Origin of the sequence: Collinsella tanakaei YIT 12063 (genome assembly GCF_000225705.1) — a bacterium.
In the GTDB taxonomy this organism is placed as follows: domain Bacteria; phylum Actinomycetota; class Coriobacteriia; order Coriobacteriales; family Coriobacteriaceae; genus Collinsella; species Collinsella tanakaei.
The window spans coordinates 313,119-326,169 of record NZ_JH126467.1 but is presented as its reverse complement, the minus strand read 5'-3'; the positions used below and the strand labels follow the sequence as shown (position 1 = coordinate 326,169).

The following is a 13,051-nucleotide window of genomic DNA, read 5'->3' as shown; positions in this document are numbered from 1 at the left end:
GGGAGCGGGAACATCAGCGTCCCCGCTCTAAACAACGGTTAAGTCCCTTAGACCTCGTAGGACTGCGGCTCACGGCCGTAGTAGGCGTCGAGGAAGAGCTCCTTGATCTCGCTCATGAGCGGGTAGCGCGGGTTGGCACCGGTGCACTGATCGTTGAACGCCTGCTCGACCATGTCGTCAAGGGTGTCGAGGAAGTACTGCTCGTCCACGCCGTAGTCGGCGATGGTCTTCTTTACGCCGATGGTCTCCTTGAGCTCCTCAAGGGCGACGACGAAGTTCTCAAAGACCTCCTTGTCGTCCTTGCCCTGGATGCCCGCGTAGCGAGCGAGATCGGCATAGTTGTGCAGAGCGTTGGGGTAGGGATACTGGGAGAAGGTGCCCATCTTGACAGGAGCCTCGGCGGCGTTGTAGCGCATGACGCGGGTCAGGATGATGGCGTTCGCGATACCGTGGGGCAGATGATGGAAGGCGCCGAGCTTGTGGGCCATAGAGTGGTTGAGGCCCAAGAAGGCGTTGGCGAATGCCATGCCTGCCATGCAAGAGGCATTGTGCATCTCCTCGCGAGCGTGCGGATCCTTGGCGCCGTTCTCGTAAGCGGAAGGCAGGTTCTCGAAGACCAGCTTGACTGCCTTCATGGAAAGGCCCTGGGTGTAGTCGGAAGCCATGATGGAGACGTAGGACTCGATGGCGTGGGTCATAACGTCGATGCCAGAAGCAGCGGTAAGACCGCGCGGGGCCGTCATTGCGTTATCGACGTCGACGATCGCCATGTTAGGCAGCAGCGCGTAGTCGGCGAGCGGCCACTTGATGCCGGTGTCCTTATCGGTGATGATCGCGAACGGCGTTACCTCGGAGCCGGTACCCGAGGAGGTCGGGACGGCGACGAAGTAAGCCTTCTTGCCCATCTCGGGGAAGGTGAAGATACGCTTGCGGATGTCCATGAAGTCCATGGCCATGTCTTCGAAGTTGCACTCGGGGTGCTCGTACATCATCCACATGATCTTGCCGGCGTCCATAGCGGATCCGCCACCGACCGCGATGATGACGTCGGGCTCGAAGAGGGCCATCTGGGCGGCACCACGGCGCGCGCACTGCAGCGAGGGGTCGGGCTCGACATCGTAGAAGCAGTCGTGAGCGATGCCCATCTCGTCCAGCTTAGCCTCGATAGCACGGGTATTGCCGTTCTTGAAGAGGAACTGGTCGGTAACGATGAAGGCGCGCTTCTTGCCCATGACGGTGCCAAGCTCGTCGAGTGCGACGGGGGTGGAACCCTTCTTGAAGTAGACCTTCTCAGGAGCCCTGAACCAGAGCATGTTCTCGCGGCGCTCAGCCACGGTCTTTACGTTCAGCAAGTGCTTCACCCCAACGTTCTCGGAGACGGAGTTGCCACCCCAGGAACCGCAGCCCAGGGTAAGGGAGGGCTTCATACCGAAGTTGTACAGGTCGCCGATGCCGCCCTGAGAGGAGGGGGTGTTGACGACGATGCGGCAAGCCTTCATCGTGTCCTCAAACAGGGCGATCTTCTCGGCCTGGGCGGGATGCACGTAGAGGGACGCAGTGTGGCCAGGGCCGCCGGCGAGGACCAGGTGCTCCGCCTTGTCCACTGCCTCCTGGAAGTTGGCGGCGTGATACATCGCCAGCACGGGGGAGAGCTTCTCGTGCGAGAACTCTTCCTTCTCGGGATCAGTGGACTCCACCTCGGCGATCAGGATCTTGGTCTTTGCGGGAACCTCGATACCGGCGAGTTCGGCAATTTTGGCGGCGGGCATACCGGGGATGCGATGGTCCAGGGCTCCGTTCTTGAACATGGCCTCGCGCAGGGCCTCCATCTCGGCGCCCTTCTTCACGAAATAGCAGCCGCGGCGAGCGAACTCGGACTTGACCTGGTCGTAGATGGTATCGATAACGGTAACGGACTGCTCGGAAGCGCAAATCATACCGTTGTCAAAGGTCTTGGAGTGGATGATGGAGTTGACGGCGAGCTTGACGTCCGCGGTGTCATCGATGACAACGGGGGTGTTGCCAGCGCCGACGCCCAGGGCGGGCTTGCCGGAGCTGTAGGCAGCCTTGACCATGCCCGGGCCGCCGGTCGCGAGGATGATATCGACGTCGCGCATAACCATATTAGTAAGGTCGATGGAGGGAACGTCGACCCAGCCGATGATCTCCTCGGGTGCGCCAGCCTTGACGGCAGCATCCAGAACCAGCTTGGCAGCGGCGATAGTGCACTTAGCAGCTGCGGGATGCGGGCTGATAATGATCGCGTTGCGAGTCTTCAAGCAGATAAGGCACTTGAAAATAGCGGTGGAGGTGGGGTTGGTGGTGGGGATGACCGCGCCAACAAGACCGATGGGCTCGGCTATCTTGGTGATGCCGTACGCCTCGTCGCGCTCGATAACTCCGCATGTCTTTGTGTTCTTGTACGCGTTGTAGATGTACTCGGCGGCGTAGTGATTCTTGATCACCTTGTCCTCGAGGACTCCACGACCGGTCTCTTCTACGGCCATACGGGCCAAGGGGATGCGAGCCTTATTAGCGGCCATCGCAGCCTCATAGAAGATCTTGTCGACCTGCTCCTGCGTAAACTTAGCAAAAATCCCCTGGGCCTCGCGCATGCGCGCGAGCTTCGCCTCAAGGGATTCAACTGAGTCTACGATTTGGGGTGCAGGGTTTGCGATAGGTTTCTTTGCCATACTGCTCTCCTTAAGCGGCGGCCTTACCCAACAACTTGAATGATAGCAATTAGGAATAGGGAAGTGAACAGACTTTTGGCAATTCTCTCTAATTGAAGCGCTCCAATGTCTATATATTTTTTAAAAGCAAGATGGTGAACGGGTTGATTAGTGAGCTGTCACCCTATAAAAATCGGCAATTCTCCTAGTAATCTTTATTCTCATTATAGATAAGTTCTGGTTAAAGCAAATGTAAGCATATAGAAAGTTGGAGCGCTTCAATATTTTATTTTCTATAGCTAGTTTATTCAGAGCAGGATTATCTAGAATCATTTTTCGCCGAACGAAGAAGGGGTAACGATTAGCTGCTTTTTGGTTATATTCGGGTACTTTTTTGAAAACCTATTCAGAACGTATGTGGGGATAGCGTTCAAAGTATGGTTAGCGGGTATAGTAATGAAACGTTGTGTACTCTCGAGGAAACCGGGGACCGCCAGTGGGCCTTAGGAAAAAGATTAAAAAAGAGCTAATCGGTACATCCGATTACCCCTCAAATAAAATTTTTACGATCTCTAACTTCATTACCTTTATAAGGTTGATCTTAACGTTTGTATTTCTCTACTTATTTGTCACGGATTACAACCGTTATGTAGCGCTTGTAATCTATGCGGTCGCCGCATCTACCGATTGGCTTGACGGCCAGATAGCTAGAGCTACCAAAACTGTCAGCTGGCTGGGCAAGATGATGGATCCCATCGTTGATCGTGCCCTTCTGTTCACTGGTGTCGTCGGGCTTGTTGCGAGAGCGGAGCTTCCCTTATGGGTTTGCGCGCTCATTATCGGTCGCGATGTATATCTCGGTTTAGGCAACCTCATCGTTCGCCGATATCATAGGCGACCCATCGACGTCGTCTACACCGGCAAAGCGGCCACTGCCTTCCTTATGGCCGGCTTTTCGCTGATGCTATTTGGTCTCCCTGTTTTGGATGGCCTGAGCTTTCTGCCCGCGTCCTTTTCCAGTTTTCCGGGTCTTAACGGTACCCCGGCGCCTATGGGAATTTTCTTCGTATACCTTGGAGTTGTCTTCTCCATGATCACGGGCGTTATATACACCTACAAGGGTGTCAAGGCGATTAGGCACGCGCTTGATCACCCGGAAGATGAGAAAGCGGATTTTCTCAATCCGGAAATAATTGAGTCCGATGAGCAGGTTTCCCCTGAGCACTAATCATTCTCAGTGGGGTAGAATATCGAGTATGTAATTTCAATTTTTACTAGGGGTTTGCCATGGTAGAGACTTATAACAACATGTCCGGCATGGGCGAGGGCACCGATGCCACCTGCGTTTTTCGTATGCCTTTGGACGATGCGACCGCACCCGATCTTATGAGAAAAGTCCAAGTTAGCACTCCCGTTCTCACCATCATTAAGGGCCCCCAGACTGGCAACACCTTCGAGCTCGACGAGGTTGAAACAACCGTTGGTCGCGATCCGGCTAACAGCATCTTCCTTAACGACATGACCGTTTCTCGCGCTCATGCGAAGATTAAGCGTGGGCCCATGGGAGTCCTCATCGAGGACCTGGGCTCCCTTAACGGCACATGGGTCGATGGCGCTATCGTAAACTCCGCGCCCCTCCATGACGGTTCTTCCGTTCAGATCGGTACGTTCACGCTCATCTATCACGAGAGCACGCCGGAGCGCATTGAGACTGGTGAGTAATTTGGCTGAGCGCAGCTACCTCAGCATCGGTCAGGTCGTCAACTTGTTGCGCGGTGCCTATCCAGACCTCTCGAACTCCAAGATTCGCTTCTTGGAGGACGAGGGGCTGATAACGCCGCATCGCACTCCAAAAGGCTACCGTCAATACTCAAAAGAGGACGTTGATCGACTCGAAGTCATTTTGCATCTACAAAAAACGCGATACATGCCGTTGAACGTAATCAAGCAGAAGCTCGAGAGCGCTACCGATTTATCCACTCTCGCCTTTGAGATCGGATTGCTTTCCGATCTCCCCATGAAGGCGCAGCCTAAGGAGAGCAAGCAGAAACTGCATCCTATAGAGGACATGCCGGATCTGCTCGGGGTTGAGATATCATTCGTTCGCTCCCTTGCTGAGAATGACCTCATACGCATCATCAAAAGTCCGCAGAATCGCGAACTCATCGATGGTCGTGACTTCGAGATCATCCGCTACTGCGCTGAGCTTTCTCGTTTTCATATCGAGCCGCGCAACCTTCGCCAGTACGTTTCCGCAGCCAACCGCGAGTCGACCATGTTCGAGCAAGTTTTGATTGGCATGCTCGGCATGGACGATTCGGACGATGACCGCGCCGCAAAGTTGGAACGAGCTTTCAACAAGCTTCACGATCTCACTGACGGCGTTCGCACCGCTCTGCTCAAAAACAGAGTTTTCGAGTCGCTTAATGCTGTTGTAGAGGACGCTGATGTCGACACGATCGACGAGCAGCTTTCTCGCGCAGACCAGGCCGCTAAGACCCGGGCAGCTCAAAGCAATGTCGATTCCGCGAAGATAAAGCCCATCGAGGTTCCGTCTCTTAAGAACCGTGCTTCGGTTTCAAGCTCTCGTCGTTAGACGATGCTATAGGCCAGCCACAGGAAAGGTGTCCGTTCAATGTCCGATTTCAACTTCGAGTCCCTTATCGTCGATATTCCCGACTATCCCGAGCCCGGCGTCGTTTTCAAAGACATCACGCCTCTTTTCGCCGATCCGGATGGTCTCCGAGAGACCGTTGTAACCATTGCCGACCATTTTCGCGATGCTGGAATCACCAAGGTTGTCGGACCTGAAGCGCGCGGCTTCATCGTCGGCGTGCCTGTAGCCATGGAACTGGGTGCGGGCTTCATTCCTGCTCGCAAGCCCGGAAAGCTTCCTCGTGATACCTATTCAGTTAGCTATGAACTCGAATACGGTACCGACTCGCTTGAGATTCACAAGGATGCAATCAAACCCGGCGATAAGGTTCTCATAGTCGACGATCTCATCGCAACGGGTGGCACTGCTGCAGCGACCGGTAAGCTCGTCCAACAAATCGGTGCCGAACTTGTCGGGTTTGCTTGCATTCTTGAGCTGCAGTTCCTTAATCCTCGTACGACGCTTGCTGAGTCTGGCAATCACGACGTATTCAGCCTTATCAAGGTAAGCTAGACATATTTTTAAAACCATGTATTGATTAGAAAGGCGTCCGATAATCGGACGCCTTGTTTTTTAGCGATTTAATTATCTGCCACTTGCTGACCATTATTTATAAGACTTATCTAGACCTGTGTATCTCAGATAGCCCATAAGGTAGCACCTAGAAGCAAACGCAATGGCCGCACTTCTAACTAAAAGTGATTCGCGTGTCACCAACTTGGCGGAATCTTCCGATGTCTCGAACGTGGAAGTGAATGCAGCTGAAAGGGAATTGGTAACCTCAGTAACGGTGTAGTTATACGCGACATCATTGTGATAGGTAATGCGTTGAATTTTAAAGAGGTGCTCTATCGCAGACATAGATAGAACCTGCTTAAAGATGCAGATAGCAACAAGCAGCGCAAGCTGATCTTTACCATATAGCTTTTTCACCGGTGGGGGAACAAGACCAGCTTTTACATAGTTGTTGACCATAGAGGGCGTTATCCAAGGACCTTCTACGCAATAAGACAGCGGCTCAAATGCCTTTTCTATATAAGAGATGACTTGTTCACGGTATAAAGGGATTTCTGGGAGATCGTCATAACGGGGCAATTTGAAGCGCTGCATATTAATAGCCGCTTCTGATCTAAGAAATGCGTCAGGAAGAAATGTGGGAATAAGATCATCTGGAGAAATCTGCTCAGATGAATCTGCCATAGGAATAACCTGGGGAGACGGCTTCATGAACAACCCCTCGTCCTTCTCTTCTAAGAATTAAGGTTACATTAAACAAGATACTGTAAATTACTAGACCTAGTATACAAAACTACATGGAGAGCAGGAGTATAATAACTTGAACTTCATCATCTTAGAAGGGAACTGCTATGTCATGGTGCATTGCAGCAGATTCAAGCTGTAATCTTCGCGGGTACACCCCCGAGACTCCTCATTTGTCATTCCGTCTGGCGCCGCTTAAGGTAAATGTTGGCAGTATCGAGTATGTCGATGACGAGCACCTCGATGTAGACGCGCTTAACCAGGCTGTAGCTATCGAGGCATCCGCAAGTTCGAGTTCTTGTCCAAGTGTAGGGGAGTGGACTGAGATCTTTAAGTCGGCAGACAACGTTATCGCCGTAACCATAAGTTCGAATCTATCTGGTAGCTATGATGCCGCCATGATGGCTCGTAATATTGTATTAGACGAATATGCTCGAGATCGCAACGGCGTTATCGCTGGTAAGAATATCTATGTTCTAAATTCACGCGCTGCCGGCGGCAAGCTTGAACTTATCGTTACCCTATTAGATAGGTACCTAAGTAATAATCCTACTTTCGACGAAGCGGTTGAATACGCAAAGAAGCTCGAAGCAACTTCGCAGGTCCTTTTCTCACTTAGCAGTTATGAGAACCTGGTAAAAGCAGGTAGAATGCCTCGCGTTGCCGGCGCCATTGCGAGTCGTTTAAATATCCGCATTCTCGGCACGGCAAATTCGGAGGGAACGATTAAGCTAGTCGGTCCCTCAAGAGGCGAGAAGAAAGCGATTCGCGGTATCATAGATGCAATGGTCTCCGATGGGTATCACGGGGGCTTCATAGCGATTGATCATGTTAATAACGAGCATACGGCTGAACTTCTTAAAAGCACCCTCTTAGAGCAATGGCCAAACGCAGAAATAAAGATATTGCCTTGCGGTGGCCTTTGTTCGTACTACGCTGAAGCGAGCGGTATTATCGTTGGCTATGGATGGGTATAGTCCGCATTCAAAATAACCGTAGACCCGGCCGCCGCTCATGAAGATGCTGATAGCGGCGGCCGGGTCTATTATATAAATAACAACTTTACATAAGATATATTATCGCGAATAGAAAAGGGAAGAAGGACTGCTTTGAGCATAGAAGCCTTCCTTCTCCCAAAGCAAACAATCAAATAGCGTTAATCCAACTGCTCCAGGTATCGGTACGCTGCCGTACCGGCAATGGCGCCGTCCGCGGCAGCAGTAATAACCTGACGAAGCTGTTTAGTGCGCATATCGCCAACGCAGAACAAGCCAGGCGTTTTCGTCATCATGGAATCATCGGTGATGACGCCGCCGTCTGAACCAAGGTCTACGTAATCCTTCACAAGATCGACCACGGGATCGTTGCCTGTAAAGACAAAGATGCCAAATGACCCCTCAGGAAGTTCCTCGACTCTAGATTCGCCGTTTGTCGTATCGATGAACTCTATACGATTAAGAAGCGTGCCGCCGGTAACCTCAGTGATGGATGTGTTAAAGCGAACTGAAACGTTATCATGCTCAAGTAGCCTAGAGACCATGCCCCGAGATGCTCTAAAATGATTTTTTCGCACAACCATCGTAACGTGCTTAGCGATCTTAGCCAGAAACATCGCTTCCTCGACGGCTGAGTTTCCGCCGCCCACAACAAATAAGTCTTTTCCGCGATAAAACATTCCGTCGCATGTTGCGCAATAAGAGATGCCCCTGCCGCGATAGTCATTTTCACCCTTAAAACCCGCGAGTCTGGGCCTTGCACCGGTAGCAACAATCAGCGATCGCGCATGATACGTGGCGGAGACGGTCTCAACATCAAACTCCCCCGTTTCATCAATATGAACATTGTTCACCATCTCATAGATGGTCTGAGCACCAGCTTGTTCAGAATGATCCTGCATTTTCATTCCAAGCTCGGCGCCAGATATCGAAGGAAACGCAGGGTAATTATCAATTGTGTCGGATGTTGCAATCTGTCCACCCGGCATACCTTGTTCGAACACGGCTGTATTGAGGCTGGCGCGGGCGGCGTAGATGCCTGCCGTATATCCAGCGGGTCCACCGCCGATAATGGCGACATCATAAGTCGACTGTTCATTCATTCATGACCTCCAATCAGTCTTTCTTTTCATACCCGTTATTAGAGACAACAAGTAGATAAGTTAATCGTAGAATGGAGAAGATTGATTTTACGCAAGGAGTGAACATGGACGAGAAGCGTGCGATGGCACCTTGGCAAAACACAGCCACGCCTGCGCCGGTCATAACAATCATGCATGCATCCGTCGGATCAGGACATAAGGCTGCAGCCAATGCGGTCGCTCAGGCGATAGACCGAATGCGCGGAACCAATAATGTTCCATCCAACGTAATCGTTGAAGTCCTCGACGTGTTGGACTTTGGACGAATTAAATTTGACGGCAACAAGACCGCAGCCTCGTTCACCGGCGCCACGCGCCCCATTTACGATATCACTTGGCGATACACGTTAACGGGACGCTTGCTTTGGGGCGGTGGCTCCGCCTGGTCACGCATTATGTTCCCAGCCTTTAATGATTATGTTCGTGAAAAGAGACCCCTCGCACTAATATGCACGCATATCACCGCGGCAAACGTAGCGGTTGGTGCTCGAATGATGACCGATATCGATTATCCCATCGTTTGCATCCCCACCGATTACGAGATAGAGGGCTTGTGGCCCCATAAAGAAGCGGATATGTTCTGCGTTGCAACGGAGTTTATGGCAGAGACGCTTCGTCCCCGTAAGGTTCCGGAAGCGAATATAACCATTACCGGCATACCAGTTAGAGGAGGCTTTGAGGATGAGCCCTTCGATAGGAATGCTGTTCTTGAGCAGTTCGGACTCCCTGTAAACAAGAAAATCGTCCTCGTTCTCGCAGGAGCAAGCTTACCGCAGCCGTACGTTCGCTTTAGAATGGCGATCGAGCAGACGCTACCCTATCTGCGACGTTTCGTTGACATGCACTTTGTCTTTCTCCCGGGCAAAGACCATGAATATGCAAGAAACCTAAAAGCTTTGTTCTCTGGAATGAAGCTAGAAAACGCCACCGTCTTGGATTATGTAAGCGATATGGCTTCTCTTATGAGGGCGTCAAACCTAGCGATACTGAAATCTGGCGGCCTCACCGTTACCGAATGCCTGTGCGCGCACCTTCCCATGCTCCTGGTTGGGAAATCATATGGGCAGGAAAAAGCCAATACGGTAATGCTGACGTCTTTTGGCGCAAGCCTCCATGCGACCACAGCACGTGAGCTTGTCCTCACGCTTGAGCGAATCCATAGGCACCCCGAAGCGCTCGATGCGCTGCTCATTGGTGCCAATGCATTGAGAAAACCGAATGCGGCAGAAGATATCGTTCGAGCTACCATGGGGCAAACGAAGATCAAAAGAAGGCGACAGAAGCACTTTCTTGAGTTTTACTGGGGTGAAAAACCCGCTCACACCCGATAGATACTTGGAGGCTCCGCGCAGGGAGCCTCCATTAGAAAAGCCGACTATTTGGATCCACTTGAACCAAAGCCGCCTTCGCCTCGGTCAGTTTCATCGAGCTCATCGACCTCAAGCAACGTCACGCTAGGAACGGCTTGGATAACAAGCTGGGCAATACGGTCACCCTTTTCGATAACGATAGACTCATGGGGATCGAGGTTAATGGCAATGATCTTGAGTTCGCCACGATAATGCGCATCGATAAGACCGGGGGTGTTCAAAATAGAGAGGCCCTTTTTGATTGCCATACCGGAGCGAGGCTGGACGAATCCAGCGTATCCATCCGGCAGTGCGATAGCCAGTCCAGTCGGGATAAGAGCGCGCTCAAAAGGTTGAAGGACAACAGTCTCAATAGAGCGAAGATCAAGTCCTGCGTCTCCTTCATAGGCGTACGAAGGAATCTGGACTTCTGGGGACAACTTTTTAATAGGCACCGTAATAGCAGCCATCAGCTCACCTCAACTTGTCGAGCTCGTTAAAGAATTCTTCAACATCCTTAAAATCACGATAGACGGATGCGAAGCGAATATATGCGACTTTGTCTAGGTTGGCAAGCCTCTTTAGAACCATGTCGCCGATTTCATGAGAAGAGACAGCTCTAACCGTTCTCGATCGGAGCTCTAGCTCAATGTCATCAATAAGATAGTTGAGCTGAGAAAGATCGATATCCCGTTTCGAGGTTGCTCGCATAAGACCAACCATCAGCTTGTTTCTATCAAATGGTTGAGTGGTACCGTTGCTTTTGACAACCTCTATAGGGTCCTCGCAGCGTTCGAACGTCGTAAACCTATGACCGCACGTACGACATTCGCGACGTCGTTTAATTGCGTTGGTTACTTCCTGCATGCGCGAATCAATAACCCTCGTGTTCTCTCCACCGCATTTAGGGCACCGCATAATAGCATCCTTTCAGATATACAATGCATATAGGATAACCCAGAACAGCGAAGATGCGTTGAAGCAGGATGGCTACGAAGGATTGGCGACCAAGATCGTTTGACCCGGTTGGAGCATCGAGGAGTCGAGGTCGTTCCAATCTCTAATGGCGGAGACCATATCCTGAGTCGATATCCCATCGACATGGTACGCCTCAGCAAGCTCCCAGAGCGTCTCTCCCTGCTTTGCCCGTACAGACTGTAAGTCCATGGTCTCGATCAAGTCGTAAGTGGGAGCTAAAGCTGCAACTGAAATCTGATAGGTAGCCATGAACACCGCGACGCTCACAATAACAAAGACGGCAACACGTATTGCAGAAAGCCTACGGGAATGAATCGTACGAGGCGCACGCTTAACCATAGATGTATCGACCGCAGCGCAATCGCGCCCACCGTTGATAACAACAAGACTATTCTCATGTTCCGGATAGACGGAAAGTGCGAGGTTTCCAGAAACGTAAGATTGCGTATTCATCGGTATCTCCCTTCGGCTCATTTAACGATTAAAGATATATATGTTCGTCTGGACAAAAATGACTAGCGCAAGAACGAGTGTTCGTTTATTATTATCTTCGAACAGTTGTTCTTGTCAAGATAAATACGAACAAATGTTTCACTATGAAGGGAGTGTTTATGGCACGCAAGATTACGAAGCGCCAGCAGCAGATCTACGATTTCATCCGCTCGTATCAGCTGGAAAAAGGGTATCCCCCTAGCGTTCGCGAGATGGCAGCCGCCGTGGGCCTGTCTTCGCCCTCAACCGTACACGCCCATCTCAGCGCCCTCGAACAGCATGGCTTGATTCGCCGTGATAAAACAAAGCCGCGCGCTCTTGAAGTATTTAATGAAGACGGAACCAACGCCCAGCTTGCCAATGTCACTGAAACTCCGAATCGTGGGACCATATCGCTGCCTCTCATTGGACGCGTAGCAGCCGGAATTCCAATTCTCGCCGAACAGAACGTTGAAGACACGTTCACGCTACCCACTGAAATAGCAACCGATTCAAGTTCGTTCATACTTGAGGTTCACGGCGACTCTATGATTAACGTGGGAATCTTCAACGGGGATTATATAGTTGTTCGCGAACAGCACAACGCCATGAACGGGGAGATCGTCGTCGCTATGATCGATGGCGAGGCGACCGTTAAGACCTTCTACAAAGAAGCGGGTAGGGTGAGGCTGCAGCCTGAAAACGATTCTATGGAGCCAATCTATGCTGTGAGCCCCACCATTCTTGGCAAGGTTGTAGCTTTGATGCGAAGGTTCTAGATGAATACCGAGTCTGACATCGACCAGCAAAAGCCCGCGGAAAGAATCGTTTTTTTCGATACGATTCGCGGGCTGACCATAATCTCCATGGTCGCTTTCCATACCACATACGACTTGGCATATCTATATGGGATTGATTTGCCTTGGTTTACATCTAGCATATTTCAAGATATTTGGAGAGCTGCGATTAGCTGGACATTCCTTATACTTGCAGGCTGGATGACCCAACACTCGCGGAACAATCTTAAAAGGGGTGCGATGTATGCCATCGCCGCATTGGTGGTGTTTCTCGTTACATCTGTCGCAAGTGTTGACACACCCGTATCCTTCGGAATTCTCTATTGCATGGCTTTTTGTACCTTAGCCTATGGAGCGGGTGCGAGATTCTTCAAGAGGCTCAACCCTTTAATAGGCATAACAATCTGCATGTCATTATTCGCGATCACCTATGGAGTTCCCAGGGGTAGCTATATGTTTGCAGGGCTGTCGTGGCTGGGCTTTCCGGGACCGGGATTTGCTTCCGGAGATTACTATCCCCCAATCCCCTACTTCTTCCTTTATGCCGCAGGCGTGTTTTCAGCGATCGCATACCTGTCTAGAGACGTGAAATCTTATATATATCCAAGTTGGATGAAGAGGGATTACTGCCACCTGTTAACGATTATTGGACGCCATAGCCTATTGGTCTACTTACTCCACCAGCCCATCGTCCTAGCCTTGCTCACAGCTACACTGGGTTAGTGAGATAG

Annotated in this window: 14 protein-coding genes; 8 read left to right on the top strand and 6 right to left on the bottom strand. The window is 51.1% G+C overall.

Going from position 1 to position 13,051, the window contains the following annotated elements; translation table 11 throughout:
* Positions 1 to 47: 47 nt before the first annotated feature.
* Positions 48 to 2,693 carry a bifunctional acetaldehyde-CoA/alcohol dehydrogenase gene (gene adhE, locus HMPREF9452_RS01590; RefSeq protein ID WP_009140340.1) on the bottom strand — a complete coding sequence of 882 codons (2,646 nt, stop codon included), beginning with the start codon at positions 2,691 to 2,693 and terminating at the stop codon, positions 48 to 50.
* A gap of 475 nt (positions 2,694 to 3,168) precedes the next feature.
* On the opposite strand from adhE, the gene HMPREF9452_RS01585 reads away from it, so the two are divergent.
* The 4 genes from HMPREF9452_RS01585 to HMPREF9452_RS01570 are packed head-to-tail and all read left to right on the top strand — an operon-like array spanning position 3,169 to position 5,841.
* Positions 3,169 to 3,900, top strand: coding sequence for a CDP-alcohol phosphatidyltransferase family protein (locus tag HMPREF9452_RS01585; protein ID WP_009140339.1), 732 nt, complete (start codon positions 3,169 to 3,171; stop codon positions 3,898 to 3,900).
* Between the two features lie 59 nt (positions 3,901 to 3,959).
* Entirely contained in the window at positions 3,960 to 4,394 is a 435-nt protein-coding gene (locus tag HMPREF9452_RS01580; RefSeq protein WP_009140338.1) for an FHA domain-containing protein, read from the top strand.
* Between the two features lies 1 nt (position 4,395).
* Positions 4,396 to 5,268, top strand: a complete 873-nt coding sequence (ftsR, locus tag HMPREF9452_RS01575; RefSeq protein WP_050797602.1) for a transcriptional regulator FtsR — start codon at positions 4,396 to 4,398, stop codon at positions 5,266 to 5,268.
* A gap of 39 nt (positions 5,269 to 5,307) precedes the next feature.
* Positions 5,308 to 5,841: an adenine phosphoribosyltransferase gene (locus HMPREF9452_RS01570; protein WP_009140336.1), complete on the top strand. Its 534-nt coding sequence runs from the start codon at positions 5,308 to 5,310 to the stop codon at positions 5,839 to 5,841.
* A 93-nt stretch (positions 5,842 to 5,934) separates the two neighbouring features.
* On the opposite strand, the gene HMPREF9452_RS01565 is transcribed toward HMPREF9452_RS01570, so the two are convergent.
* Positions 5,935 to 6,555 carry a DUF1836 domain-containing protein gene (locus HMPREF9452_RS01565; RefSeq protein WP_009140335.1) on the bottom strand — a complete coding sequence of 207 codons (621 nt, stop codon included), beginning with the start codon at positions 6,553 to 6,555 and terminating at the stop codon, positions 5,935 to 5,937.
* Positions 6,556 to 6,695: 140 nt separating this feature from the next.
* Here HMPREF9452_RS01565 and HMPREF9452_RS01560 point away from each other — a divergent pair, with 140 nt between their 5' ends.
* A complete protein-coding gene (locus HMPREF9452_RS01560) occupies positions 6,696 to 7,565 on the top strand; it encodes a DegV family protein (RefSeq protein ID WP_009140334.1) in 870 nt (289 codons plus the stop codon).
* A gap of 179 nt (positions 7,566 to 7,744) precedes the next feature.
* Here the strand turns inward: HMPREF9452_RS01560 and HMPREF9452_RS01555 are convergent, their stop codons facing one another.
* On the bottom strand, positions 7,745 to 8,686 hold the full coding sequence (locus HMPREF9452_RS01555; RefSeq protein WP_009140333.1) for an NAD(P)/FAD-dependent oxidoreductase: 942 nt from the start codon (positions 8,684 to 8,686) through the stop codon (positions 7,745 to 7,747).
* Positions 8,687 to 8,790: 104 nt separating this feature from the next.
* Here HMPREF9452_RS01555 and HMPREF9452_RS01550 point away from each other — a divergent pair, with 104 nt between their 5' ends.
* Positions 8,791 to 10,056, top strand: coding sequence for an MGDG synthase family glycosyltransferase (locus HMPREF9452_RS01550; protein ID WP_009140332.1), 1,266 nt, complete (start codon positions 8,791 to 8,793; stop codon positions 10,054 to 10,056).
* 44 nt (positions 10,057 to 10,100) lie between these two features.
* On the opposite strand, the gene dut is transcribed toward HMPREF9452_RS01550, so the two are convergent.
* The 3 genes from dut to HMPREF9452_RS01535 form a co-directional block, all read right to left on the bottom strand.
* Positions 10,101 to 10,544, bottom strand: coding sequence for a dUTP diphosphatase (gene dut / locus HMPREF9452_RS01545; RefSeq protein WP_009140331.1), 444 nt, complete (start codon positions 10,542 to 10,544; stop codon positions 10,101 to 10,103).
* A 4-nt stretch (positions 10,545 to 10,548) separates the two neighbouring features.
* Positions 10,549 to 10,992, bottom strand: coding sequence for a transcriptional regulator NrdR (nrdR, locus tag HMPREF9452_RS01540; protein WP_009140330.1), 444 nt, complete (start codon positions 10,990 to 10,992; stop codon positions 10,549 to 10,551).
* Between the two features lie 72 nt (positions 10,993 to 11,064).
* Positions 11,065 to 11,505 carry a LysM peptidoglycan-binding domain-containing protein gene (locus tag HMPREF9452_RS01535; protein WP_009140329.1) on the bottom strand — a complete coding sequence of 147 codons (441 nt, stop codon included), beginning with the start codon at positions 11,503 to 11,505 and terminating at the stop codon, positions 11,065 to 11,067.
* Between the two features lie 158 nt (positions 11,506 to 11,663).
* Here HMPREF9452_RS01535 and lexA point away from each other — a divergent pair, with 158 nt between their 5' ends.
* On the top strand, positions 11,664 to 12,302 hold the full coding sequence (gene lexA / locus HMPREF9452_RS01530) for a transcriptional repressor LexA (protein WP_009140328.1): 639 nt from the start codon (positions 11,664 to 11,666) through the stop codon (positions 12,300 to 12,302).
* The gene (locus HMPREF9452_RS01525) at positions 12,303 to 13,043 is read left to right on the top strand and encodes a heparan-alpha-glucosaminide N-acetyltransferase (protein ID WP_009140327.1); all 741 of its coding nucleotides are present in this window, start codon (positions 12,303 to 12,305) and stop codon (positions 13,041 to 13,043) included. It begins immediately after the preceding gene.
* Positions 13,044 to 13,051 lie beyond the last annotated feature (8 nt).